The sequence below is a fragment of the Synechococcus sp. ROS8604 genome (genome assembly GCF_014279655.1).
Lineage (GTDB): Bacteria > Cyanobacteriota > Cyanobacteriia > PCC-6307 > Cyanobiaceae > Synechococcus_C.
On the sequence record NZ_CP047946.1, the window covers coordinates 1637441 to 1660804 of the forward strand.

The 23364-nt window shown below is 55.1% G+C and carries 31 protein-coding genes and 1 pseudogene; 17 read left to right on the forward strand and 15 right to left on the reverse strand.

Features of this window, described 5'->3' with window-relative positions; all coding sequences use genetic code 11:
- Positions 1-85 precede the first annotated feature (85 nt).
- Positions 86-322, reverse strand: a complete 237-nt coding sequence (locus SynROS8604_RS08575; RefSeq protein WP_186543661.1) for a hypothetical protein — start codon at positions 320-322, stop codon at positions 86-88.
- 176 nt (positions 323-498) lie between these two features.
- On the opposite strand from SynROS8604_RS08575, the gene SynROS8604_RS15885 reads away from it, so the two are divergent.
- From SynROS8604_RS15885 to SynROS8604_RS08585, 3 genes are read left to right on the forward strand one after another with little or no spacing between them, the layout of a single operon-like run.
- The gene (locus SynROS8604_RS15885) at positions 499-744 is read left to right on the forward strand and encodes a hypothetical protein (protein ID WP_255444966.1); all 246 of its coding nucleotides are present in this window, start codon (positions 499-501) and stop codon (positions 742-744) included.
- Entirely contained in the window at positions 741-2021 is a 1281-nt protein-coding gene (locus SynROS8604_RS08580; protein WP_255444967.1) for an arginase family protein, read from the forward strand. Before SynROS8604_RS15885 ends, SynROS8604_RS08580 begins: the two co-directional genes overlap by 4 nt.
- Positions 2011-3606 (forward strand): urea transporter, encoded by a 1596-nt coding sequence (locus tag SynROS8604_RS08585; protein ID WP_186543662.1) that lies wholly within the window; start codon positions 2011-2013, stop codon positions 3604-3606. The genes SynROS8604_RS08580 and SynROS8604_RS08585 overlap by 11 nt, the downstream gene beginning before the upstream one ends.
- Before the next feature lie 182 nt (positions 3607-3788).
- Here SynROS8604_RS08585 and SynROS8604_RS08590 read toward each other — a convergent pair whose 3' ends face one another.
- Both SynROS8604_RS08590 and SynROS8604_RS08600 read right to left on the reverse strand, forming a co-directional pair.
- The gene (locus SynROS8604_RS08590; protein WP_186543663.1) at positions 3789-4124 is read right to left on the reverse strand and encodes a hypothetical protein; all 336 of its coding nucleotides are present in this window, start codon (positions 4122-4124) and stop codon (positions 3789-3791) included.
- 909 nt (positions 4125-5033) lie between these two features.
- A complete protein-coding gene (locus SynROS8604_RS08600) occupies positions 5034-5300 on the reverse strand; it encodes a hypothetical protein (RefSeq protein ID WP_186543665.1) in 267 nt (88 codons plus the stop codon).
- Positions 5301-5451: 151 nt separating this feature from the next.
- Between SynROS8604_RS08600 and SynROS8604_RS08605 the strand changes: the two genes are divergently transcribed.
- Together SynROS8604_RS08605 and SynROS8604_RS08610 are read left to right on the forward strand one after the other, a co-directional pair.
- Positions 5452-6507 carry a class I SAM-dependent methyltransferase gene (locus tag SynROS8604_RS08605; protein ID WP_186543666.1) on the forward strand — a complete coding sequence of 352 codons (1056 nt, stop codon included), beginning with the start codon at positions 5452-5454 and terminating at the stop codon, positions 6505-6507.
- A gap of 75 nt (positions 6508-6582) precedes the next feature.
- The gene (locus tag SynROS8604_RS08610; RefSeq protein WP_186543667.1) at positions 6583-6894 is read left to right on the forward strand and encodes a copper-binding protein; all 312 of its coding nucleotides are present in this window, start codon (positions 6583-6585) and stop codon (positions 6892-6894) included.
- A gap of 15 nt (positions 6895-6909) precedes the next feature.
- On the opposite strand, the gene SynROS8604_RS08615 is transcribed toward SynROS8604_RS08610, so the two are convergent.
- A complete protein-coding gene (locus SynROS8604_RS08615) occupies positions 6910-7182 on the reverse strand; it encodes a hypothetical protein (RefSeq protein ID WP_255444968.1) in 273 nt (90 codons plus the stop codon).
- A gap of 74 nt (positions 7183-7256) precedes the next feature.
- Between SynROS8604_RS08615 and SynROS8604_RS08620 the strand changes: the two genes are divergently transcribed.
- Positions 7257-7511 (forward strand): DUF6439 family protein, encoded by a 255-nt coding sequence (locus SynROS8604_RS08620; RefSeq protein WP_186543669.1) that lies wholly within the window; start codon positions 7257-7259, stop codon positions 7509-7511.
- Here SynROS8604_RS08620 and SynROS8604_RS08625 read toward each other — a convergent pair.
- Both SynROS8604_RS08625 and SynROS8604_RS08630 read right to left on the reverse strand, forming a co-directional pair.
- Positions 7471-7977, reverse strand: coding sequence for an ATP-binding protein (locus SynROS8604_RS08625; RefSeq protein ID WP_186543670.1), 507 nt, complete (start codon positions 7975-7977; stop codon positions 7471-7473). The genes SynROS8604_RS08620 and SynROS8604_RS08625 overlap by 41 nt on opposite strands.
- Positions 7978-8040: 63 nt before the next feature.
- Positions 8041-8754: a GUN4 domain-containing protein gene (locus tag SynROS8604_RS08630; RefSeq protein WP_186543671.1), complete on the reverse strand. Its 714-nt coding sequence runs from the start codon at positions 8752-8754 to the stop codon at positions 8041-8043.
- Between the two features lie 40 nt (positions 8755-8794).
- On the opposite strand from SynROS8604_RS08630, the gene mnmH reads away from it, so the two are divergent.
- The 7 genes and pseudogenes from mnmH (at position 8795) to SynROS8604_RS08665 (ending at position 14177) form a co-directional block, all read left to right on the forward strand.
- Positions 8795-9850: a tRNA 2-selenouridine(34) synthase MnmH gene (mnmH, locus tag SynROS8604_RS08635; protein ID WP_186543672.1), complete on the forward strand. Its 1056-nt coding sequence runs from the start codon at positions 8795-8797 to the stop codon at positions 9848-9850.
- A 29-nt stretch (positions 9851-9879) separates the two neighbouring features.
- Positions 9880-10251 (forward strand): photosystem II reaction center protein Psb28, encoded by a 372-nt coding sequence (gene psb28, locus SynROS8604_RS08640; RefSeq protein WP_186543673.1) that lies wholly within the window; start codon positions 9880-9882, stop codon positions 10249-10251.
- Between the two features lie 87 nt (positions 10252-10338).
- Positions 10339-11688, forward strand: coding sequence for an aldehyde dehydrogenase family protein (locus tag SynROS8604_RS08645; protein ID WP_370586588.1), 1350 nt, complete (start codon positions 10339-10341; stop codon positions 11686-11688).
- A gap of 102 nt (positions 11689-11790) precedes the next feature.
- The gene (locus SynROS8604_RS08650) at positions 11791-11937 is read left to right on the forward strand and encodes a hypothetical protein (RefSeq protein ID WP_186543675.1); all 147 of its coding nucleotides are present in this window, start codon (positions 11791-11793) and stop codon (positions 11935-11937) included.
- Positions 11921-12037 (forward strand): annotated as a pseudogene (gene psb28, locus SynROS8604_RS08655) (photosystem II reaction center protein Psb28); the annotation flags it as partial. The gene SynROS8604_RS08650 and the pseudogene psb28 (SynROS8604_RS08655), both read left to right, overlap by 17 nt.
- Complete coding sequence (locus tag SynROS8604_RS08660; protein WP_186543676.1) at positions 12034-13113, forward strand: AI-2E family transporter; 1080 nt, start codon at positions 12034-12036, stop codon at positions 13111-13113. The pseudogene psb28 (SynROS8604_RS08655) and the gene SynROS8604_RS08660, both read left to right, overlap by 4 nt.
- Positions 13110-14177, forward strand: a complete 1068-nt coding sequence (locus SynROS8604_RS08665; protein ID WP_186543677.1) for an AI-2E family transporter — start codon at positions 13110-13112, stop codon at positions 14175-14177. Before SynROS8604_RS08660 ends, SynROS8604_RS08665 begins: the two co-directional genes overlap by 4 nt.
- On the opposite strand, the gene SynROS8604_RS08670 is transcribed toward SynROS8604_RS08665, so the two are convergent.
- The 8 genes from SynROS8604_RS08670 to rsmA all read right to left on the reverse strand — a co-directional run bounded on the left by SynROS8604_RS08670 (position 14109) and on the right by rsmA (position 20629).
- Positions 14109-14591: a flavin reductase family protein gene (locus tag SynROS8604_RS08670; RefSeq protein WP_186545903.1), complete on the reverse strand. Its 483-nt coding sequence runs from the start codon at positions 14589-14591 to the stop codon at positions 14109-14111. The genes SynROS8604_RS08665 and SynROS8604_RS08670 overlap by 69 nt on opposite strands.
- A 32-nt stretch (positions 14592-14623) precedes the next feature.
- On the reverse strand, positions 14624-14839 hold the full coding sequence (locus SynROS8604_RS08675; protein WP_186543678.1) for a hypothetical protein: 216 nt from the start codon (positions 14837-14839) through the stop codon (positions 14624-14626).
- 7 nt (positions 14840-14846) lie between these two features.
- Complete coding sequence (secF, locus tag SynROS8604_RS08680) at positions 14847-15848, reverse strand: protein translocase subunit SecF (RefSeq protein WP_186543679.1); 1002 nt, start codon at positions 15846-15848, stop codon at positions 14847-14849.
- Between the two features lie 3 nt (positions 15849-15851).
- Positions 15852-17342: a protein translocase subunit SecD gene (gene secD, locus SynROS8604_RS08685; protein WP_186543680.1), complete on the reverse strand. Its 1491-nt coding sequence runs from the start codon at positions 17340-17342 to the stop codon at positions 15852-15854.
- A gap of 3 nt (positions 17343-17345) precedes the next feature.
- Positions 17346-18329: a pyruvate dehydrogenase complex E1 component subunit beta gene (locus SynROS8604_RS08690; protein ID WP_006852849.1), complete on the reverse strand. Its 984-nt coding sequence runs from the start codon at positions 18327-18329 to the stop codon at positions 17346-17348.
- Positions 18330-18529: 200 nt separating this feature from the next.
- A complete protein-coding gene (locus SynROS8604_RS08695; RefSeq protein ID WP_255444969.1) occupies positions 18530-18862 on the reverse strand; it encodes a DUF3082 domain-containing protein in 333 nt (110 codons plus the stop codon).
- Positions 18859-19791: a 4-(cytidine 5'-diphospho)-2-C-methyl-D-erythritol kinase gene (gene ispE / locus SynROS8604_RS08700; protein ID WP_186543681.1), complete on the reverse strand. Its 933-nt coding sequence runs from the start codon at positions 19789-19791 to the stop codon at positions 18859-18861. Before ispE ends, SynROS8604_RS08695 begins: the two co-directional genes overlap by 4 nt.
- A 4-nt stretch (positions 19792-19795) precedes the next feature.
- Entirely contained in the window at positions 19796-20629 is an 834-nt protein-coding gene (gene rsmA, locus SynROS8604_RS08705) for a 16S rRNA (adenine(1518)-N(6)/adenine(1519)-N(6))-dimethyltransferase RsmA (RefSeq protein WP_186543682.1), read from the reverse strand.
- A 23-nt stretch (positions 20630-20652) separates the two neighbouring features.
- Between rsmA and SynROS8604_RS08710 the strand changes: the two genes are divergently transcribed.
- Positions 20653-21306, forward strand: a complete 654-nt coding sequence (locus SynROS8604_RS08710; protein WP_255444970.1) for a uridine kinase — start codon at positions 20653-20655, stop codon at positions 21304-21306.
- Here SynROS8604_RS08710 and SynROS8604_RS08715 read toward each other — a convergent pair whose 3' ends face one another.
- Positions 21307-21717 (reverse strand): YraN family protein, encoded by a 411-nt coding sequence (locus SynROS8604_RS08715; RefSeq protein ID WP_255444971.1) that lies wholly within the window; start codon positions 21715-21717, stop codon positions 21307-21309.
- A gap of 78 nt (positions 21718-21795) precedes the next feature.
- Here SynROS8604_RS08715 and SynROS8604_RS08720 point away from each other — a divergent pair, with 78 nt between their 5' ends.
- From SynROS8604_RS08720 to SynROS8604_RS08730, 3 genes are read left to right on the forward strand one after another with little or no spacing between them, the layout of a single operon-like run.
- Positions 21796-22395 carry an ATP-binding protein gene (locus SynROS8604_RS08720; RefSeq protein WP_186543683.1) on the forward strand — a complete coding sequence of 200 codons (600 nt, stop codon included), beginning with the start codon at positions 21796-21798 and terminating at the stop codon, positions 22393-22395.
- A 40-nt stretch (positions 22396-22435) separates the two neighbouring features.
- Complete coding sequence (locus SynROS8604_RS08725; protein WP_186543684.1) at positions 22436-22915, forward strand: pentapeptide repeat-containing protein; 480 nt, start codon at positions 22436-22438, stop codon at positions 22913-22915.
- The gene (locus SynROS8604_RS08730; RefSeq protein WP_186543685.1) at positions 22912-23349 is read left to right on the forward strand and encodes a hypothetical protein; all 438 of its coding nucleotides are present in this window, start codon (positions 22912-22914) and stop codon (positions 23347-23349) included. Before SynROS8604_RS08725 ends, SynROS8604_RS08730 begins: the two co-directional genes overlap by 4 nt.
- Positions 23350-23364: the final 15 nt, after the last annotated feature.

Below are 23364 nucleotides of genomic sequence, written 5' to 3' on the forward strand. Positions count from 1 at the left end.
GCACACCTTGCTATTCATTTGAATCGCAATGTTGATTCAAGACATGATCCATGGCTCAACCCTCCAATGGATTCAGCCTGATCGTTCATACCTGCGTGGAGTCCTGAAGCAAAATCTGAAGCTTCTCCAGAATGTTGTCTCGCACTTCCGGATCTCCCACCAAACTCAATTCTCCAGTGAGAGGCCACCAGTTCAGCTTGAGATTGCTGACGCCGTCGTCAAAGAGAGCAAGCTCATAGGCACCTTTATGTTGCCAATGACATGGAACGCCCAATTGCGCGACCAACGCCTGCAACTCCTCCAAAGTCCCTTGAAAATCCATCGAAAACATAAACCAGAATTCTAATATCTTTACCGTGAATAGAAAATTTGTAGCCAAAGCGACAATTCTGTAGAGGTTATTAACAAATAATATTAGTGTCAACAGTCCAACGTCACTTGTGATGCTCGGAGTTGAGTCACTTCAGGTCCTATCCATGCCCACTCTGTTGTACTTGCGTGTCAATAATCCCTCTCGAAAACGAGCTTTCCTCTCTCTTCTCCCTCTTTGAAGTAAACGGCGATGGAGCTATCACTCCCACCGAGGTGAATCAAGTGCTCACCTCAATGGCGGGAATCATCGCTGAACAGGAAGCCAAGGCCCTTCGCCAGTTCATGGATAGCCCAAGTGACGTCAGCCGAGAAGACTTTCTGAGCTGGGCAAGCAAGCAGCCTGGGCTGGGCTGGGAACCCATCAGTTGTTGAGAGATCTGTTTCAGCTTGTCGATACAGATGGGAGCGGCTGGCTCAGTCACGACGAGCTTTCGTTGATAGTGTCTCTGCTGGGCACACCAGAAGCATCCATCGATTCCCAGGAGTTGCTGGAGAGGCTTGATCGCGATGGGAACGGACGGATCCGCGTTGATGAGTTTTTAACCCTGCTGGAAGACCACAACCGCCTCAATTGCTCCCTTGCAGACCTCAAACGCTTAAAGAAAAGCCTGGTGCAGATCAGCAGCACGGCTGGGCTGAGTGGAGTCAGTCTTGTGGAGGTGGACTGTGACCTGGGAGCGGGGAAACCCGGCGCAGGTTCAGGCATTGAAATGTTCAAAAGTGCTGTCAAACACCAGCAAGATCTCCAAAAAATGAGCGCAGGCTTGATCGCCGAGATTCGAGAGGGAAAAACACCATCGGCCCATGCCGCTACCACAGGAAAAAGCACCACACCCCACGCTCGTCACATCAAAACCATCGCTGGCGTGATGCAGGACGCAGCGAATTTGGTATGCAGCACGCTTCAGCAGCAGAGCTCCCCAATCGTCCTTGCGGGAGACCACTCCACCGCCGCCTCAACCATTGCAGGGATCCGTCGTGCCCATCCACAGTCGCGGCTTGGGGTGATCTGGATCGATGCCCACGCTGATATTCATTCCCCCTTCACGACCCCTTCGGGGAATATGCATGGGATGCCCTTGGCGATCGCCTGCGGGCACGACAATCTTTCAGAGGCGATCAATGATCCAGAGCCTGTCACCCGACAACTCTGGAAGGATCTGCAGCAACTGCACGGTTTCGAATCTGCAGCGATCGACTTCCGTGATCTGATTTATGTCGGCGTCAGAGACACCGAGGCCGCTGAGGATGTCACCTTGGCCAGCCACTCCATACCAGTGATCAGCACCGAGCAGGTCAGACGTAAGGGAGCCATTCAAGCTGCCAATCACTGCCTCTCCTGCCTCTCCCACCTCGCCGACGTGGACCTGATTGATGTGACCTTCGATGTGGATGCGATGGACTCAACCATCTGCAAAGGCACAGGCACCCCCGTTCCTGGGGGGCTCTGGGCGCACGAGGCCATTCTCCTGCTCCGCCCGCTTCTCTCCGATCCCAGGGTCTGCTGCTGGGAAATTTGTGAAATCAATCCCTACCTCGATGAACTGAACACCCTGGCGGAACTCTCTTTGGGAATCTTCCGGGCTGGGCTTGAGGTTCTTGGAGAGCGGTTCAGCTCACCCTCTTCATCCTCATCCCATGCAAGCTGACGCCCCTTCGGTGTACGAGCTTCTGCAAGCTCTCCTACCGCCGCCGCCCGCGCCTTTAGGACGAAAGGGGTTATTTGCTGAACAGCATTTCCGGGCGGGGCCCTGGGAAAGCGGTCTACGCAGCTTTTCCCAAGTGATTTTTATCAACCATCCCCTCAGTGGTGGCCTGCTGCTGCTGGCCTTTCTGATCCAGTCACCTTGGATGGCTCTCTTGGCTGTCTTGGGGATGGCTGCAGCAAACGCCGTTTCCAAGCTGCTGAATCTTGGCCAAAGCCTGCGCGATCAGGGAATCCACGGCTTCAACGGTGCCCTTGTGGGATGCGCCGCGGCAGTTGTAGCTGACTCCAGATCCGTGGTAGATACCGGGCTGATCGCAGTGTTCGTAGCGTTCGGAGGCGGACTCACAACGCTGATACTCGAACTGTGGCGACGCCTCTTTCATCTCCGCGGAGACCCGCCGGCGCTCACCCTGCCGTTCTGCCTGATCACCTGGGGACTGGTGGCCTTGGTGAGCCCTCAAATGCCAGACAGCATCGAGACGGTGAAAGCGGCGGCTTCGCCTGGCTCAGTTCAGGCATTGGCTTTCGGCCTTCCCCACAGCTTCGGACAGGTGTTTCTCTGTTCCGACCTGGTCAGCGGATGGCTCGTTCTCCTGGCAGTTGCGGTCGCAAGCCCCATCGCCGCCGCGCTCGGAGCGTGTGGCGCCCTGATGGGAATGATCACCGCCTTGGCAAGCGGAGCTGACAGCGCTGCTGTAGCCCAGGGGTTATGGGGTTACAACGGCGTTTTGGTGGCGATCGCCCTTGGCGGAATCTTCCACGTGCCCGGACGCAGAACCCTGGTCATGGCTCTCATCGGAGCCGGGTTTGCCAGCCTTGTACAGGGTCTACAGGGGAGGTTGATGGGCAGCCTGCCAGCGCTCACTCTGAGCTTCGTGCTCACAACCTGGATGCTGCAGCGTCTGGCTGGCCGAACCCTGCCGGCACTGATTCCTGTGGCCCTGCATGCCGTTGTTAGCCCTGAGGAACACCGCAAACGGTTTCTGGTGGCGAGTGAATTGTTAGGAAGCTTCCGCCGCAACTTGCGACAGAGGCTGGACGGCATGGCCCCCAACGCTGGGGGGGAACAGACTCAAAGCGAGCTGAACAGCGAGATACAAGCTCTTTTTGATGAGCTCGACCTGAACCGTGATGGCCAGCTCAGCCTTGAGGAGCTACGCCATGCGCTGTTGTCAGGCGGGACGAGCAAGCAAAGCCATCAGCGCCGAACCTCATCCCTCAACGATCAACTAACGGCAACGATGGCGTCGATGGATCTCAACGGTGATGGCCACATCGACTCCGCTGAATTCAGCCAGCTCATCCAACGCTTGCAACGACTCCGGCAGGGAGAAGAACGGCTGCTGCTGTACTTAATGCCCGTTGATGCCAATGGCAATGATCGTCTCGATCAAGAGGAATTAACGCGTCTCCTGCAAAGCATCGGCCAACCACCCCTAAGCGCCGGGGAACAAGCGTTGGTGTTCCCAAACCAGCAGAAAAGTCTTAGCTGGCACGATTTCGTGGATCGCTTGTTGTTGAGCTAAGCAATGGTGACAATAAAACAACTCCACAAAAATCCTGATAGCAGCCTAGTGATTAACTGAGCTTTCAATGAGAAGACTCACCAATCGTTCGCTTGCTGTTTAGATAATCTCAGACATCAACATGATTTGGGTTATTGTGATTGCAATAAAATAATGGCAAAGGCCATAGGGACATCCTCCATTCACCAGCCCATGAAACCCCTGGTCCCAATCTCCGCCACGTCACTGTTCTTGTTCACGGCACTCTGCTGGGCTCCTCCATCAGCACAAGCACAATGGCAAGGCGTCAATGAAAAAAAGTGGGCAGAATTGATCGAATCCGACATCCAAAAGGGAGCATCGGCAGAAACAATTTGCACAAATTCCACGAATTTTGCGACAACATCCACTGAAGATTCCTTTAAAAATTGGGCTTCGTCGATAGCACAAAAATATTGCACCGAGGGAGTCACAAAAACAGAAGCAACGGCTCCCATTGCCAACAATGAGGAAGAATGCCGTCTCGACAGTTCCGACATCTACAGAATCAGCCTTGGAGAAAAGGTTCACAAGAGCAACAAGGGATGTTGGTCTTCATTCAATTGAATGCATGAACCCACTCAACATCCAAGGCACAAAATAGATCCCATCGCATTCTCTTTTCTCGTTAACGTGAGTTCACTGGTAAATCCGATGACGATTCCATTTGGCGAGCACCAACCATCGGATGGGCAATCATCTCAGCTGTTCACTCCGCGCCTACGCAAATGGCTTGACGAGCGCTTGAGACATCTTGCAAGCCAACAAAGAATTCAAGATGCCAGAGCTTTGCGTAGCGAATTCTCCATTGAGGAGCTGTCCACAGGCTGACTTTTGAGTGGCTGCGCTTCCGCAGAGTCGAGCAGGCCAGTGATGGAGAAGCGAATAAACTCTGTTTGCAGTGGGGTTCCAATCACAAAAGGCATTCATCAATAAACCTCAATACGAGCCGATTCAAGAACCAACAAACCATATAGCTTTAAAAGCAACACCATCTATGAACCATTTCTCTTGGCGATCCATTCACCAAGTGGTACAGCGATCAAACCACCAACACCCAACCAGACAATCCAGAAACCAATAAAGACCAAACCCGTTGGCTCTTTCGGCAATGGTAAGTAGCGGTAATCATATGGAAACGAAAATGCCCACAGCCAATAAAAAACCTTGACTGAATTAGGCAGAGATTGGCTACTAAACATCTAAAACGCAACAAGTCTTTAAGCGGCGAAGTTTAACGCATTCAATGCTCAGAGATGTTGTCGCTAAATGCCCGCCCTCAAAGACCATAATTGTCTTACTATTGCAAATCTTGACTGATATCAATGCCAAGCGATTGCGGGAAGTTTGGGATCTTAACCAGTCCCTTTTGAGCGTCTCAATAAACATCCAAATAGACTGGTGATGTCTCAGCTGTGGCGAAGGTGAGCCATGGCGCTGTCGTGAAGATGCTTTTGATGCGCATGGCGATTCGCCCAAACGCGCTGTTGAGCCTGAGCGCTATTGGAATCAAGAAGATCTGGATGTCCCTCGAGCTGAGCCTGACTCGATTGGCTCAACCTTTGCTCATGGGCGTGATGATCGGCCCAGGCGAGAAACTCAACAGCGGCCTTCTGGTGACGCTCCAGCACATTGCCGCTGTAATCAACCGGGAGAGAACGAAGAACGGCTTTCATGATGCAAGGCCTCGTTTCGATGCAAACATTCTGTATCGGTTGATACGAAATTTTCATCCGCTTCACAATTCTTGCCGGAATGGCCTGATTTGCATCCTCGGTTGGATGGCCTCATCCATTGAAATAGGCGTATCGATCCAACTACAGCCCAATGGCGTCGAGCCTGACCGAAATCGCCTACCGCACCATCCAGCAGGGCCGGAGCCTGGCAGGACTGGCGCATAAGGAGCTGAGCACCAAAGCCATGGAGCTGTTGGCACCCGATGTCGTGCCCAGCACAGAACCGGTTCCCGACGCCTTGACCAATGAATTGCGACGCTCCTTGAACGCCCTTCAGGACATCGATTGGCAGGAGTCAGAACAGGGGCTTTATCCGTCGTCCCTGCTGTTTGATATCCCCTGGTTGGAGTGGGCCGAGCGCTATCCCCGCGTGTGGCTTGACCTACCCTCAAATTGGGCCAGGCGACGATCACGCAACGTCCAAGACATTCCCAATACGCACGACAAAGAGCTCTACCCGGATTACTACCTCCAAAATTTCCATCATCAAACCGATGGGTATCTCAGCGATCATTCCGCTGAGCTCTACGACTTGCAAGTCGACATCCTGTTCAACGGGTCCACAGACTCGATGCGCCGCAGGCTGATTGCCCCTTTGAAGCGTGGCTTGAAGCGGTTTAGTGATCGCCCAGACGCCAGTCTTCGCATCCTCGACGTAGCGACGGGAACCGGTCGGACGCTTCACCAGATTCGAGCGGCTCTACCAAAGGCCTCACTCTTTGGCCTGGACTTGTCTGAGTCCTATTTGCGTCAGGCCAATCGTTGGCTCAACAAGGGAAGCGACAGCCTTGTGCAGCTGCTTCAAGGCAATGCTGAATCCATGCCCTTTGGTGACGAAAGCATGCAGGCGGTGACCTGCGTTTTCCTCATGCATGAGCTTCCTGCTGAAGCGCGGCAGGCGGTTCTTAATGATGCCTATCGATTGCTTGAGCCCGGTGGAGTACTTGTTCTCGCCGACTCCATTCAGCTCAAAGATTCACCGCAGTACAGCGTGGCGATGGATAACTTCCGACGGATCTTTCACGAGCCTTTCTACCGAGATTTCATTTCAGATGACATCGAATCACGCCTGAGCAACGCTGGCTTCACAGGGATCTCAGCTGAATCCCATTTCATGATGAGAGTTTGGACTGCCAACAAGCCTTGAAGTGATTCCCTGACACACCCTTCTTCAGGGCGACCAACGCCCCATAAGGTGCAGGAACCCTTGCCGAGGGCTTTGATGATCAACCCTTTTTATGTTCGCTGGCTTCAAGGCTGGACATTTCAGTTGGTCCTAATGGAAGGCAAAGTGCAAGTGGAGGCGCATGGATTTGGAATCTGTATTCGTACATCCCTTTTGCACGGAGAAACACCTCAGGATGCTGCTGATCGTCTCGTTCTTGAAGAAGACACGCGGCGCCACGCACTGCATCAAGCTTGGTTGAAAGGCCAGGCTGTTCCTGCCGACCACAATGAACTTCCTTCTTCTGAAGGGCCTCTCACCGCGCCTGAATCGCTTGTGATTGTTCATCACAAAACGCTGGTTGGTTAAACCCAGGGATGCACTTTAGCTGCCCGACGACAGCTTGGCCAAGACAAATCCAATCAATACTCCAGGGCCTCCCCAGCGAAGCGAACGCCAAAACTTTGGGGCCGTTGTTGGTTTGAAAATCCATTCAAATTCATCTTGCTCTTCAACAACTTGTTGAAGCAGGTTGCGACGTTGCAATCGTCGCCTTGAACGGACATCGTTGGCTTCCCAACGCCTCGGCTGAATGTGAATCAGAGCGGCCAGGGCGTGTAACGGACGTAGCTGTTTGTGACGGGAACCTGATGCCATGAAAGCGCTCACTGTGCACGTCACAGCCATACACGTGAAGCATCAGGATAAATGAAACCGATCGTCAGAAGACCATGTCAAAGGCTGAATCGCGCTGGCCAGAATCCGCCCCTGAACTGGCGCAGGAGCTTCATCGTTGCTTGAGTCTTGGCGACCGTGACTGGCATCGATTAAAGACCGATGCCGACCGTCGCAGCGCTGAACTGATGGCTGCTGCTCTCTCTCAACTCATCCAGGGTGGAGAGCGCAACGATGTTGAGGAGCTCACCGAGCAAGCACTGCGCTGGATCAGACGGGAACTGAAAGACCCTGGCTGTCCGCATCGTTGAGGGAGGTCACGCGAGACACGGGACGGCGGCATGCCAACTGAACGCGATTCCCGCGTCGACTCCAGCGCACATCGTCAAAACACTGATAAATCAAAAACAAGCCACGGCCTTGATTGGCTTCGATGCACTCAGGAAGCTCACCGAGACGTGCATGGGTGGGGACTCCTTCCCCTTCATCCTGAATCTGCCAAATCATCCATTGAGGCGTGAGGATGCGGCGCACACGCAAACACTTGTTGGGATCGCCTGCGTTCCCATGACGCACAGCATTGACGAGAGCTTCCTGAAGACCGAGCTGCAAACGACCGGTTGTCTCATCACAGTCCACGGGATCGAGAAGCAACTCCAGCAAGGGAGAGAGTTGCAGCGTGGACGGAAGAATGAAATCAGCCCAGCGCGTTCGTTGAAACGAGGGGGTGAGATTAAAACTGAACGACCCTGAAGTCGATCCAAGCCGCGATGACATCAGGACCGAAGCATTCTGTTTTGACCATACCCCTTGATCTGGTCCATGCCACAGCGCATTCACTCATTGACGAGCAACCAGGGACGGATGGTTGAGAAGGGCATCGATCAGTCGAACACCACGAAGCTGGTTAACCAGAGGCATATGACCCTCAGGAGCCTTCAATGACCAATCGAACGCCTTCGGATAACGCGTCCAGACTCCTTCCTTCTTCCAGCCAATCCGAGGCCAAAGCTTGTCGTAACGACCATTGAGAGTGGCCAGCAAACGGGCCTGCACTGTGAACCCAAACCGGCCTTGGGAGTAGGCGATCCAAAGACGATCCATCGTGACAAGGTCCAGCCCACTCATGGTCAAGACTTCGCTGAAATAGACGTATCCCCGCCGTTCAGCCAGCTCTCCGGCCAGCTTGCGAAGAAAAACGCTGGTGAGGCGATCAGCCTCTTCAAACCGTTCTTCGAGAAGGGCCTGCTGAAGGGGGGAATAATCCAGATCGGATTCCGAACCTGTGGCAAACCATCCCCCAGAAGCACCGAAAAGAGGACCCAGGGCCGACGGTTGATGACGATGCAGGGTCTGCAAAATCCAACCAGCAGCCCACTCGTCTCCTTCATGATCAAAGGAAGCAAGAGCAGCCGCACCCATGGCAGCCAGCTGATCAGCCGCTTTCTCGACTGCTGGGATCAAGGAGCGTTTTTGTCGTGAAGAGCCACTGGAGAATTTCTCTAGAAGCTGGTCGACGCTGAGATCGGATGAAGAAGAAAGACCAGAAAGCATGACGTACTACCGGCTCTAACTGGCTCGGCGTTATCCCACTATGTCAGGGATGGGATCCACAAACGTGAGCGATATCGATCAGTTTCGAGAAGCGCGCGGAACGCTGGTTGATGTGCGCACCCCCTCGGAATTTGCACAGGGCCATTGGCCTGGAGCCATCAACATCCCTCTGTTTGACGATGAACAGAGGAGCATCGTCGGTCGCACCTACAAACAAAAGGGCCGGAAAAAGGCCATCGAGCTCGGCCTGAGCTTCACTGGCCCAGCCCTTGTTGATCTTTCCAAAGCTCTAACAAAGGCGGCTGGAGGCACAGACCAGCCGCTTCGGCTCTATTGCTGGCGGGGAGGGATGCGCTCGAACAGCATGGCTTGGCTCGCGGCTCTCCAGGACCATCCCACCCTTGTTCTCGAAGGTGGATACAAGGTGTATCGGCGCTGGGTGCTCGAACAATTTGAACGCCGCTGGCCCATCCGGCTGCTTGGTGGAAGAACGGGCACGGGAAAAACCGATCTGCTGATCGCCTTGCAAACTCACAACGTGGCTGTGGTGGATTTGGAGGGGATAGCTCATCACCGTGGAAGCAGCTTCGGTGGTCTTGGTCAACCCCATCAGCCCAGCACTCAGCATTACGAGAATGAACTGGCTGAAGCCCTAAATGGCTACGGGAAACAACACGCTCCTCAAATTTGGCTGGAAGCCGAGAGCTCCTCTGTGGGCTGCTGCCGCATCCCAAGGGCACTATTCGAGCAAATGCAGCAGGCACCGGTGCTCGAAATTCGACGCAGTCTCGATGAGCGAATTGATCAGCTCGTGGATGTTTACGCCTGCCAAGACGCCGATGATCTATGCAAAGCGACGGAACGCATCCAGCGCAGACTCGGACCTCAAAGGACGCAAGCGGCTTTAGAGGCGATCAAAGATCAGCGCTGGCGCGATGCCTGCAGCGAGATGCTCGACTACTACGACCGCTGCTACGACCACGAGCTCAAGCAAGCCCGCGACACAGCCAATCTTGATCTCAGTGGCCGCAATCCGCACGATGCGGCAATCGAACTGCTTAACACCGGACGCGTTGTACCGATCGAAGCCCCTTAAGATCCCGCGTAGGTATTGGAGCAGCATTGATGGCAGACGGAAGCAAGGCAGTGATCCAGTTCCTGCGCGGCGTGGATGAACCCGTTGTTCCTGACATCCGCGTGACACGCAGTCGTGATGGACGAACTGGTCAGGCCATCTTCGTGTTTGAACAACCCGAGGCCCTAGCTCCTGAAGTGATGGAAGCCATCACAGGCGTGTTCATGCTCGATGAAGAGGGCACGCTCGTCACGCGAGAGGTGAATGGCAAGTTTGTGAACGGCAAACCAAGCGCCTTGGAAGCCACCTACACCTGGAAGAGCGAGCAGGATTTTGAGCGTTTCATGCGCTTCGCTCAGCGATATGCCGATTCCTCAGGTCTTGGTTATTCCCAGGATTCGGGCGAAGCTGCGCAGGATTAGAGATAGATCACCGGTCTGCCGCTCCATTGCTAACCCTGAAACTTAAGAGTTAATCCTTTGATCCTGTCCATCGACGAACTCCGCCGCATGCAGGACAGCGTGGGTCGAGGTCTCACCCGAACTGATACTTGGCGACGAGACCAATTGCTGCGCCTCAGCGAGCTGGTTGAACAACACGAACAGGAGGTGATTGAAGCCCTGGCGGCAGATCTGGGCAAACCCCCAACCGAAGCCTTCTTCGAAATTGTTGCGCTGCGCCAGGAACTCAAGCTGGCCCAGCGCCAACTTCGCAGATGGATGAGCCCCCGGCGCGTCACGGTCCCCCTGGCACAGCGTCCTGGCCGAGCGGATGTCATCCCAGAACCGCTGGGCTGCGTCCTGATCATCGGTCCCTGGAACTATCCCTTCTCTCTGACGCTTCAGCCCCTGATCAGCGCCCTTGCCGCCGGAAACACCGCGGTTCTGAAGCCATCCGAACACGCACCGGCGATCGCAGACTTGATCAGCCGTCTGATTGCAAAGCACTTCGAACCTGAGGTTGTTCGTGTCGAACAGGGGAATGGAAGCGTCGCAGAGGCGCTGGTTGCCCTGCCATTCGATCACATCTTTTTCACCGGCGGTGGCGCCATCGGGCGCAAGGTGCTCGAAGGAGCCGCGGCACATCTCACCCCGGTGACTCTGGAACTTGGCGGGAAAAGTCCGGCCCTTGTGCTTGGAGGTGCGGATATGACGGTGAGCGCACGGCGACTGATCTGGGGCAAAGCACTCAATGCCGGCCAGACCTGCATTGCGCCGGATCATCTGCTCGTGCAGCCCGGGCTGAAGGCAGCGCTGCTGAAGGCCATGGCCTCAGCTCGCACCGACATGTACGGAAGCGACCCCCTGGCGTCGGAACAACTTGCCTGCATCGTCAACGACCGGCAATTTCTACGTCTGGAAGCCCTGCTGGAAGAAGCGCAGCAGGAGGGTCGCGTCCTGATCGGCGGAGAGATCAACCGTGATCAGCGGCGCATCGCTCCGACGGTGATTCGTGTTGACGACCGCCGCGATCCCCTAATGGCCGATGAATTGTTCGGTCCCTTGCTGCCGGTGCTGGAGCTGAAGGACCTAACCCAGACCTTGGCCGAGATCCGCCAGGGTCCCAAGCCCTTGGCGCTCTACCTCTTTGGAGGCAATGAGGCCCAGCAGCAGGAAGTGCTGGAAACCTCGAGCTCCGGTGGGGTCTGCTTCAACGATGTGGTGATGCAAGCAGGAGTGCCGGATCTGCCCTTCGGCGGCGTGGGCGGCAGCGGCATGGGCAATTACCACGGCCAGGCTGGCTTCGACACCTTCAGCCATGCCAAGTCTGTACTGCGACGGCCCTTCCGCTTGGATTTCAAGCTGCGGTATCCCCCCTACCGCATTGATCTCAACCTGTTGAGGCGGTTTGCGGGATGACGAGACAAAGATCCCGAACTTCCCTGCCGCTGCAGTCGCTCTAAGTGACTGGCGCTTTGAGACTGACACGGTCTTTTTCGAGCAACGGACTTCTTGACTCCGATGACATCGAAGCAAGCAGCCGACATTGGAGTCCACCGCCCACGGGTGAGTGCAGGCCTTGGACGCCAGAGGCTTCCGCAAGGCACACCTAAACGACATCTCGGCCCGCTAGCGCATCATCAGCAGGACAAGCGAGCAGGATTTTGAGCGTTTCATGCGCTTCGCTCAGCGATATGCCGATTCCTCAGGTCTTGGTTATTCCCAGGATTCAGGCGAAGCTGTAGAAAGTGATAACGCAAAAGGGTGAAGCTTCAACACTGGCTTGGACTTTGTGCCGTTCTGGCAACAGGTCTGCTGCTCTGGAGTCTGCGTGAAGTCCTAATCCACTTGTTCGCGGCCATTGTTTTGGCAATGGCGCTGTGCACCCTTGTTGGAGCCCTGCGTCAACGCTGGAATATTCCCAGGCCTCTGGCTCTTTTGGCCTGTGTTTTCGGTCTCGTGGTGATGGTTGCTGTTGGCTTAACCGTGATCGTGCCGCCCTTTACGAGCCAGTTTCAACAATTAATTCTTCAGCTGCCATCGGCGGCAAAAGCCCTGAAAGAACTGCTTTTGCAGGCTTTTTCATCGGTTAGCTCAATGGTTTACGGCAGTGGGAGTTCTAGTAATTGGAGCGAACTACTCTTTCCCAAAGGTTTGGCGGATAGTCCAGGCGGGCCTGCGATTGCCTCAAGCGTGACTGGAGGATTTCTCAGCCTTCTTGGCTTGGCAGGCAATGTTGGCAGTGGTCTGCTGCAGCTTCTTTTCGTCGTTGCCGTCACCTTGATGGTGGCGGTCCAACCCCATTCGTACAAGAACGTTGGCATCCAGATGTTGCCGTCCTTCTATCGAAGACGAGCTCGCGTCATCCTCAACATGTGCGGCGATGCCCTCAGCAGCTGGATGATCGGCGTGTTGATCAGTTCGGTTTGCGTCGCTGTTTTGGCGGGCATCGGGCTTTCACTCCTAGGAGTGAAGCTCGTGATGGCCAATGCATTGCTTGCGGGATTGCTCAACGTGATTCCCAATGTGGGTCCCACGCTGAGCACGGTCTTTCCGATGTCCGTTGCTCTCCTCGATGCTCCTTGGAAAGCATTGGCTGTCTTGGGGCTCTACATCGTGATTCAAAACCTTGAGAGCTACGTCATCACGCCTTCTGTGATGCAGCGCCAGGTCAATTTGCTTCCAGGGCTCACCCTTGCAGCTCAATTCATATTCACCGTTCTGTTCGGTCCGCTTGGCTTGTTGCTCGCTCTGCCTTTAGCGGTTGTCTTGCAGGTGCTCATTCGGGAAGTCGTCGTTCACGATCTTCTTGACCCCTGGAAGCGGCAGAAACTGGCCTCATGAACGCACGCACCCTGCTGATTGCCCTCACATCCATCCTGCTCACACTGCTTCTATGGCAGCTGCGCTGGGTGCTGCTGATTCTGTTCGGAGCCGTCGTGTTGGCCGTGACCCTCGACGTTCCGATTCAGAAGTTGATGCAACGCTTCAGGCTCAAACGGCCCGTTGCGCTGTTGCTGGTTCTGGTGAGCTTGTTCCTCGGTGGAACCTTGGTGGTTCAACTTCTCCTGCCTGAACTGCTGGGTCAATTCGAACAACTCACTGCGCTATTGCCCAATTTGATCGACAAAATCAAGTCGATCATCGCCACGCAACCAAGCCTGGCAGACCTCAATATCAGTCCCTCTGAATCGCTGAGCTGGACAGGAATTCAGCCCGTTGGGGCACAGCTACTTGGTTATGCCGGTGGTGCTGCCAACGGCTTGATTCAAGTGCTCCTAATGAGTCTGCTGGCGATTCTGCTCGCGCTCGATCCCAATTCTCATCGGCAGATGCTGATCGCCGTGAGTCCACGCCCTGCACGGGCTCAGGTCACGGAATTGCTGGATCGCTGCCGTGAAGCTCTGGGTGGATGGCTTGCCGGCATGACCATTTCAGCGACCGCGGTGTTTGTCCTCACCTGGACAGGGCTTGCCCTTCTTGGTGTCCCTTTGGCCCTGCTCAGCGGCTTGGTGTGTGGCTTGCTCACCTTTGTCCCCACGATTGGGCCTTCAGCCGCGACCCTTGTGCCGATGGGGATTGCCCTGCTGATCTCCCCAACCCTGATGGTGCAGGTGTTGGTCTTGCGACTTGCACTGCAAAACCTAGAAGCTTTTGTCGTAACGCCTGTGCTGCTGAGTCGGACGGTGAATCTCTTGCCAACGGTTGCACTGACCGCCCAGCTCAGCCTGGGAGCCCTGCTCGGGCTGCCAGGCGTACTGCTCGCGTTACCGCTGGTAGTGGTGCTACAAGTGATCATGCAGCAAGTTGTGATCAGGCAGATCATGGATCGCTGGGAGTTATCCCCCGTATTGCCATCCCGTGCCGCTGAGCTCGAGGGCAGCAGCGTCACGGTGGAGAACCGCTGATTTCACTTGGCCAAGAAACACGGTGTGATCACCATGGGCAAGTTCCCCCACGAGCTCACACTCCACGGCACCCAAAGCATCCTTCAGGATCGGTAAACCCAGCTCGCCCGTTGTAAAAGGTGCGGCATCAAACCGACCGCCAACCGCTTGCTGGGGCTTGAAAAACACAGCAGCTAAATCCTTCTGATCAGCTGCCAACACGTTGAGGGAGAAGCGGCGCGTGCGTTGAATCATGCCGTTACTGGTGCTGTCAGCACGTACAGCCATCACCACGAGGGGTGGATCGAACGATCCCTGCGTCACCCAACTCGCGGTGAACCCGTTGACTTGATCCCCTTCTGCAACACCGCAGATGAACAAGCCATGGGGGATTTTTCTAAGGAGGACTTTCTTGGCGTCGAGATCAAGCGACATTGTGTATTCGAGGCGGACTTCCAACTTAGGAGTCAGGGCTCAGACCGACGCACGGGTCGGTAGTGACGCCACATGGAGGGAAGAAGAACGATGACCACCACTGCAAGGAGATGGTGCCGAATCGCAAAAATCAGGCTGGTCAGCGTGAGGTGATCCACCAGAAGCTGAAGCTCCACCCGTAGATCCAACAGAGCAAGAACGCCCAACAGCAGGGGAACCCAGCGTTGGGATGGAGAGCTGGGTGTCATGGCCAAATCACGCACCCGCCGTGCGTTGCCTTGGCCAGATACTGAGAAGGGAAGGGGCCAGGGCGATGCTGGACCAGCTGCCCACAATCACGCCGATCGCAAGCGCCACTGCAAACCAAAACAAGGTGGAACCGCCAAACAAAATTAAACCCAAGAGCGGTAGCAAGGTGGTGCCACTGGTGTAAAGGGTGCGGGTGAGCGTGGCGGACACAGCACGATCCACCTGAGCATCCAGGGGTAGGTCACCATCTTCGCGTTGGCGTTCGCGGATGCGGTCAAACACCACCACGGTGTCATTCACGGAATAGCCAGCGATGGTGAGAAGCGAAACAGCAAACAAACTGTCGACTTCCAAACCACTGATCAGTCCAAGCCAGGCGAAGACACCACACACAATCAACACGTCATGGCCTAAGGCCACGAGTGCCAAAACGGCATAACGTCCGTCGTAGCGAATGCTGATGTAGAGGGCGATACCGGCAAACGCGACCAGCAAAGAGATCAAACTGCTGCGCAGCAACTGACCACCAAGGCTGGGGCCAATCGTGTCAACCGATTGACCACCCACTTCAAAGGGACCCGCAATGGGCTCAAGAACCTCGATCACGGCTTGTCCTTGGAAAGCGCTTAACGCTGGCATGCGCACCACCACCGATTCCCCTCGATCCAGCAACTGAACCCGAGCCGAAGAAAGATTGGGGAGGGTGCCGGAATCTTGATCGCTTCCTTCCGCAGGCAGGGTGAGGCCTTCAAGCTTCTGCTGGATATCGATGGCCTTGATGTCTTGGCAATTGTCTTTGCACAAGCGCTCGAGCTGGATTTTGGTTCCACCTGTGAAATCGAGTCCAGGCCTTAAGGGGGAACGAATCTGAGGATTCGTCCAGCTCAGCACCAAACCCAGCGCGCTGATCAACAACACCATCACAGAGATCAACCAAACCTTGCGCCGTTGTCGACTCAGAGGAAAACGCAAAGGGCGTTCTTGACCAGTTGGAGAGGACACAGCCATGGCTCAAACAGCGGAGGAAGGCAGCTGCCTTGCGGGCAGAAAATTGGTGGGGCGGCGCAGCGATTGATAGCCCATCAAGAAGCGCAAGAGCGTGCGCGTGCAAGTCAGTGCCGTGAACAGGCTGAGCAGAACACCGATTCCAAGCGTTGCCGCAAAGCCTTTCACCAGACCGGTTCCAAGAAAAAACAGCGCAGCGCAACTAATCAGCGTGGTGATGTGACCATCAACGATTGAGGAGAAAGCTTGAGAGAAGCCTGTTTCGATCGATCGGATCAAGGTATTTCCTCGACGTAATTCGTCTTTGATGCGCTCAAAGATCAACACGTTCGCATCCACGGCCATACCAATACTGAGGATGAATCCGGCCGTTCCTGGCAACGTGAGGGTCACTCCGATCAGCTCATAGGCCGCCAGGTTGAACAGGGCGTAAAGACTGAGTGCCAGAACTGCCACGACACCTGCCAGTCGATAAACGAGCAGCATGAAAATGGCGACCAACACCAAACCCGCAAGTGCGGCGATCAGGCTGCGACGCACATTTTCGGCGCCAAGAGTGGGTCCAATCGTGCGCACCTCAAGGATTTCTACCGGCAAAGGGAGGGAGCCTCCGCGAATTTTGACTTCTAGGTCGCGAGCATCTTCTGCGGTGAAGTTTCCAGTAATGACAGCGGAACCACCTGTAATGCCAGCGGCTTTGAACTGCTCACCCACTCCCGCTTCGCTAATTGAGGACCCATCAAGCACGATTCCGAGCAGACGCCCGGTGCCTGCGATTGAGCGGGTGAGCTCTGCAAATTTGTCACCACCCTCTCGATTGAAGTTGAGCGTCACTTCCCAGCTGCTGCCGTTTTGCTGCTGTTGACGCCCAGCAGTGACGAGATCCTTACCGGTGAGTCCCGCCGGCTCGAACCGATCCACAATTTCTTCGTTGGCACGAGCCAGCAGCTGTTCCAGCTGCTCTTGTTCAGAATCAGCAGTTCCTTCAAGACCCAACTCTTTTTGGGCCTTGGCTAACTGCTTAGGGGAGGGGTCATCGTTTTGATCGCCTGAATCAGAGTTGTCCTTGCTTTTGTTCAACTCCAGCACGCTTTCCAATTGAGCTCTTAGCTGCATCAATCCCCGCAATTCCTCATCAGTGCCAGGTTTCTGCGCTCTGAACTCAAGCAACGCTGTACTTCCAAGAACTTCAGCTGCTCTGGTGGGATCAGTTTCTCCGGGAAGTTGTAAAACCAATTGATTGTCTCCAACGGTTTGGAGAGTCGACTCGGCGACACCCAAGCCATTGACGCGGCGATCCAGCACGGCTTTCACGGCTTCCAGCTGCTCGGGTTTCACTTTGGTGATTTCACCGGAGGGCTGCACTTCCAAAGTGAGTTGACTCCCACCACGGAGATCTAACCCAAGCTCTAGAGGAAAACCGGGACTGATAAGAATCGATCCAGCAGCGATGGCCAGAGCGAGGATGAGGGCAAACCACCCCTGTTGACGGGCCATGAATCAGAGCCCCGTGCGCACGATGGCCTGGGCCGTTTCCACGATTTGGTGGGGCTGAATAATTGTCAGATTTTCAAGGTTGCCGTTGTAAGGCGTGGGAATGTCCTGGCTGGATAAGCGAATGGGCCTGGCATCGAGATCGTCGAAGCAATGCTCCGTGATCAGGGCAATCAGTTCAGCTCCGATGCCACCGGTCTTCATGCACTCCTCCACCACGATCACCCGATGGGTCTTACGGATGGAGCGAGCGATCGTTTCCATATCGAAGGGCTTGAGACTGATCAGATCGATCAACTCAGCATTGATGCCATCCGCTTCCAGCTGCTCCACAGCTTTCAAGCAATGGTGGCGCATACGTGAGTAAGTCAGGATCGTGACGTCACTGCCCTCTTTCACCAGATCCGCCTGATCCAAAGCACAGGTGTAATCACCTTCTGGCAATTCTTCTGTGAGGTTGTATAGCAACACATGCTCAAAAAAGAGCACGGGGTTGTTGTCGCGAATCGCAGCTTTCATCAGCCCCTTGGCATTGGTGGGCGTGCTGCAAGCCACGATCTTGATGCCAGGCACGGCATGGAAATAGGCCTCAAGGCGCTGGCTATGTTCAGCTCCCAGTTGGCGGCCCACCCCTCCTGGTCCACGCACCACGGTGGGAATGGTGAAATTTCCCCCACTGGTATAGCGGAGCATCCCCATGTTGTTGGAGATCTGATTGAAGGCCAGCAGCAGGAAGCCCATGTTCATGCCCTCCACGATGGGCCTCAGGCCTGTCATGGCTGCACCGACAGCCATGCCCGTAAAACTGTTTTCAGCAATCGGTGTGTCGAGCACACGCAATTCGCCGTATTTCTCGTAGAGATCCTTTGTGACCTTGTAGGAGCCGCCGTATTGACCGACGTCTTCCCCCATCACGCAAACGTGGGGATCTCGGGCCATCTCCTCGTCGATGGCCTCACGAAGTGCGTTGAAGAGAAGGGTCCCTGCCACGGCGTTGCTGCAATCCCGGCCAAGCCGGCGTGAGTGGCCAAGCTATCTCAGCAACGAAAAAATCAGCCTCCTGCGGCAAACGTTGTGAGCAGGAGCACCGAGAGGAGTAACCCCGGAGAAAGCAGCAGGATCAGCTGACCAAGATCATGGGGAGTCATCACCAATAACCGCCTATGGCAGTTCAGGACAGAGATCTGAGGCTAGACAGCATCGGCTTCTTTGCCTGTAAAAAGACTGCGAAGAAACACAAGAAACAGGCCAATCCCAACAAAGGAAAAGCTGAAAGTGGCGAGGAAAGACATTCCGATCAACAACGTTTTCAACGCTGAGGCAATGCTTACAGCGGTGGCAGAACTGAACGTGGGTGGACGGTTTGCGAAATAGGTCACCATCCCTTTGCTCAATCCGAGGCTGATCCAGCCCATCAGCAAACTTGTGAGTGAGCCTGATAAGAAACTAAGAGGACCCTTCTTGCGTTTTGGAGGAACCTCTGGCGTCTCGCTTTCACTGCTGCTCATCTCACTCCTGCTCATGGCATCAGCTTGGCGCCATGAACCAAAAATGAACAACTCCAGGCATCCAAACCGGCTTGCGCGAACCCATCACGGGCCGCATTCAACGCCTGATCAGCATCCAGTCGATTGGCAAACAGGGCGAAGCAACTCGGCCCTGAACCACTCATCGCCGTTCTCAGCTGCCCAGGAAGACCCTGAAGCAAACGAAGGGCCGTTTGCACAGAGGCTGTTTGAGGTGCCACTACATCCTGTAAGTCATTGCGCAGCGGAGGCGGCTCAGCCGTTCGAAGCGGATGCAACCACGGGGCTGCACGCAATTGCTGCCGCCGTTGTGCAAAAGCGTCTTCATCGCACAAATAGTGGTCGCCCTTGAGACGACGACACTCGCCATAGGCCCAGGGCGTCGAAACACTCACGCTGGGATCTTTCACCAGCACCACTCCGAAAGACTGCGCTGCTGCGGGGACGGATTCCAAACATTCGCCTCGGCCGAAGCAGAGCTGACTCCCACCGGCAAGACAAAACGGCATGTCGGAGCCAAGTTCCGCAGCCATCGCGAGTAACTGATCCTGGCTGTGTCCGAGACCCCAGAGCGTATTCAGCGCCAGCAGAGCGGCAGCACCATCACTGGAGCCTCCAGCAAGACCAGCACCAATGGGAATGCGTTTGCGCAGATGTAGATGAGCGCCAAGCTCATGAAAACCAGAGCGCTGCCGGAGCAGTTCGGCGGCACGCATCACCAGATTGTCGTTGCCGCAACTGAGTCCAGGCTGATCACAGCTGAGCTGAATCAAGCCATCAGCGCTGTTGGAACAGTCCAGCTGATCAGCGAGGTCGATGCTTTGCATCACCATCGCCAATTCGTGAAACCCATCGGATCGCTGACCGAGCACCTCAAGGTGGAGATTGATTTTGGCGGGAGCGGTGACGCGAATGGTGGCGGTCATCCGATCAAGCAGCAGGGTCGAACTGATTCAAACCCTTCGCTAAAGCAACCCAGGCTTCTGGTGCCACCTCCTGGGGTCGTTGCTGAAGGCTGATCCCCGCCTCTTCAGCCACCACTTGCAACTGATCCGGTGCACACAACGGGGCCAAGGTGTTGCGCAGCATTTTGCGTCGACTCAAGAAGGCCATCTTCAGCAGACGTTCCACTCCACGGGCCAGGGCAGGAATAGGACGCCGTTCGGAAGGGAAGGGATCGATACAGATCACCTCGGACTGCACTTTCGGTGGTGGTTGAAAGCAGCGCGGGGGCACAGGGCAGACGTGGCTGCACCGTCCCAATAACTGCATGCGCACACTCAAAGCACTGAAATTGCGGTGGCCAGGACGGGCGCGGATGCGTTGAGCAACCTCGTGTTGAACAAGCAAAACCAGCCGTTGATAGGACGGTTCAACGGGACGATCAAGACGACCGATCAAACGCTCCAGCAGGGGCCCAGTGATGTTGTACGGAATATTGGCCACAACTTTGTTGGCCGGTTCCCCATCAGACAGGTCCAAGGGAACCGAGAGAACATCTCCCTCTTGCAAGGAAAACTTTGGATGGCCTCCAAAAGTCTCCTGAAGCCCAACGACTAGGTCACGGTCAAGCTCCACCGCATGGATCGCAGCTGCCGCTGAGGCCAGGAGACGATCGGTCAGAGCCCCGCGACCGGGACCCACCTCAAGGACGCGATCCCCGTCTTCTAGTTCGGCGGCCTCAACGATTCGATCCAGCACTCGCTCATTGATCAGCCAGTGCTGGCCAAAACGCTTGCGGGCCGTGTGCCCTGAAAAAGTCATGACATTCACAGCGTTGCTTCACTGTGCCCTATGCAGGATTGATCGACTGGGGCGACGGCGTGATGGCAAAGGTTCCTGTGGTTTGCATCACTGGCCCGTCCGCGGTTGGGAAAACCAGCTTCAGCCTGAAACTGGCTCAAGCCCTGGGCGCGCTCAACATTGAAGTGCTCGTGATCTGCTGCGACAACTACTACAGGCACCATTGGCTCCCCCACCCACGGTTCGGATTTGACACCCCGGCGGCCATTGACAGCGACGCGTTACGAACGGAGCTGGATCAGGTCAGCCATCACGCCGCAAGCAGCTTGCGCACTTACGACATGTCGACGCGTGATGTTGCATGCAAACCCCTGAATCAGAGCTACCAGCTTGTTTTGCTCGAAGGGGCCTATGGGCCGCAAGACCTGCTGAAGGATGGCTCGATCACCGCGCTGTTCTATCTCGAAGCCCCCTTGCTGCTGCGCATGATTCGACGGCTTAAACGGGATAAAGAAGAGCGCGGTCGGAATCCCATTCAGATCATCCAACACATGCTGATGCACATGATTCCTGGTGAACGCGCCTTTATCCGCCCGCTGCGATCGGTTTCGGGGCTTGTTGTCAGCAACCCTCACCAGGGTCACCATGCTGCGATTGCGCTCATCCAGGCCCTGATGACTGAATCATCAGCAAGGTGATCACCGACTCATGTGATCGAGCCCGTCGATGCGGATCCAACGCACGCAATGTCTGTGCACTGGAAGTGCTACGAGAGCCAGCACAACTTCGAAATAGCAGTTCTCACTCCAGGGGTTGGCGGATTGCCAGCAGGACACACTGCGGGCCAAACGCCTCCGTTTGGCTTGATGAAAGGCAGCGATACCCGAGCCATCCAACCCTGAACGGCGACGCGCCTTCACCTCAACCACCAGCATTCGGGTGCTTGGCAGAGACTGTTTTGTTAGGAGCAGATCAATTTCTCCATACCGACAGGTCCAGTTTTGTTCCAACAAGCGCCATTGATGCGCCAGCAAAATCTGTTTGACATAGCGCTCTGCTTGAGCACCTTGCGCTTGAGAGTTGGGCATGAAGGCACGGCGTGACGACATGCTTTCAACCATTCCCCCAATCAACCTGGCTTCAATGCACAGCTTGAGGGCTATAAACCTTAAAGATTGAATCGTTGTATGCGCATCGCAATTAGCGGCACACATTCACAAGGAAAAAGCACATTCGTGCACGATTGGATTCAACGGCATCATCACTACATTCGCGAAGAAGAGCCGTTTCGAGCGCTGCACCAGGAGGGCTATGACATTCGCTTTCGCCAAGAAAGCACGAGACTGCATAACGGGATTCAGATGTACTACAACATCAGCAGGCTTATGAATTACCAGCAAGAAAATGACTGCGTTATTTTTGATCGCTGTCCCGTTGATTATATTGCTTATTCCCAGTACACAGCCAATCATAAAACCACTGACATCGACGACGAATTCGTTGAATCATTAGCAACAAGAGTGCGAAATTCTCTTCAACAACTTGATCTAATCATCTTCTTACCGATGACGGACCATTGGCCAATTGCGATGGAAGATGACGGAATTCGCCCGATTGACCTCCCCTATCGCGATGAAGTTGATTCCATCTTTAAAGAAATTTATAGGGATCATCGTTTCTCTGTGATGCCCATCAACAATCCGCCAGTCTTGATGGAGCTTTGGGGATCCAGGGAAGCTCGCCTAAACAGCTTGGAACAGGCAATTCAAGCCGAAAAAATAAACTGATCTAAAAGTCCTAGACTGAACAACAGATGTCTCTCTCCCGATGCGATTGCGCTTATTGGCTCCGCTGATGGTTCTTTGGGCCATGCTGGCCTTGCCGATGCAGCCGGCATTTGCCGCCATGGATTATGCCAAGCAGGTGTTGATCGGAGCCGATTTTTCAAACCGGGAAATGCAAGGTGTGACGTTCAACCTCACCAACCTTCGAGAAGCTGATCTTTCTGGAAGTGATCTGCAGGGGGCAAGCCTTTATGGGGCCAAACTTCAAGACGCCAATCTGAGCAACACCAATCTTCGCGACGCCACGCTGGATTCTGCGGTCTTTGACGGCACCAACCTCACCAATGCGGTGCTGGAGGATGCTTTTGCCTTCAACACGCGCTTTATCAACGTCACCGTTGAAGGCTCTGATTTCACCAACGTGCCTCTGAGAGCTGATGCGCTCAAGGTGCTCTGTGCCAACGCTGAAGGCGTGAATCCTGTCACCGGTCGAGACACTCGCGAGACCCTGGGCTGCTCATGAGCTTTGATCCCCGCAGCCTGGAGCGGCTCAAGGAGTTGGGCCGTTCGTTGCCTGAGCCGATCGCACCGCCTCAACAGAACAAGGATCGGCCCGTCAAGGCGACCGAAAAACGCCATCGCATTGAAACCGAAGACAACCCTGAACGCCTGTTTCAGGAACTGATGAAAGCGAGCAGTGATGGCACTGTTCCTGAGCATTTGATGGCAAGGCTCAAGGAGGCTGAGCGCCACGTTGCAACTCAGAACAAAGCCAAGGCAAAGGCGCAGGCTCAGGCGCTCCCGTCATCCCAGCCCTTATCTAGACAACCGCTTCGCGGTGGCCAGGGCAAAACAACCAGGCCCTCTCGACCCAAGGTGGCGGCTGGAAGCGAAGAAGAATCGCTGTATGTGGCCTTTGGCCAGCTTCTTTTGGAAGATGACGAAGACTGCGTTTGAGTCCTGCATGCGTTG